This is a genomic window from Veronia nyctiphanis, from assembly GCF_004116385.1.
GTDB lineage: Bacteria > Pseudomonadota > Gammaproteobacteria > Enterobacterales > Vibrionaceae > Veronia > Veronia nyctiphanis.
The window spans coordinates 1-238 of record NZ_PEIB01000123.1; the positions used below are offsets into that span (position 1 = coordinate 1).

Genomic DNA, 238 nt, shown 5'->3' on the forward strand with positions numbered 1-238 from the left:
TATCGCCTCGGCAAGCTGGCGCAGACGATCGAGCCGATGGACATCATCGCTCGCAGCGAGAAGATCCGACACGCCGCGACGCGCCTCAAGGGTCTGGTCGAGCGCGTCCGCCTCGCTGCCGAAGTCGGCCGTGGAGAGATCTTGCTGAACCGCGAGGCGATCGAGGCAGTCCCTTTCCTCGAGTATCGCCTCGGCAAGCTGGCGCAGACGATCGAGCCGATGGACATCATCGCTCGCA

Annotated in this window: 1 protein-coding gene; it reads left to right on the plus strand. The window is 64.7% G+C overall.

Annotation, left to right across the window (positions count from 1 at the left end):
* Nucleotides 1–238, plus strand: a 238-nt coding sequence (locus CS022_RS25160; protein ID WP_161569759.1) for a hypothetical protein, incomplete at both ends; no start/stop codon positions are given.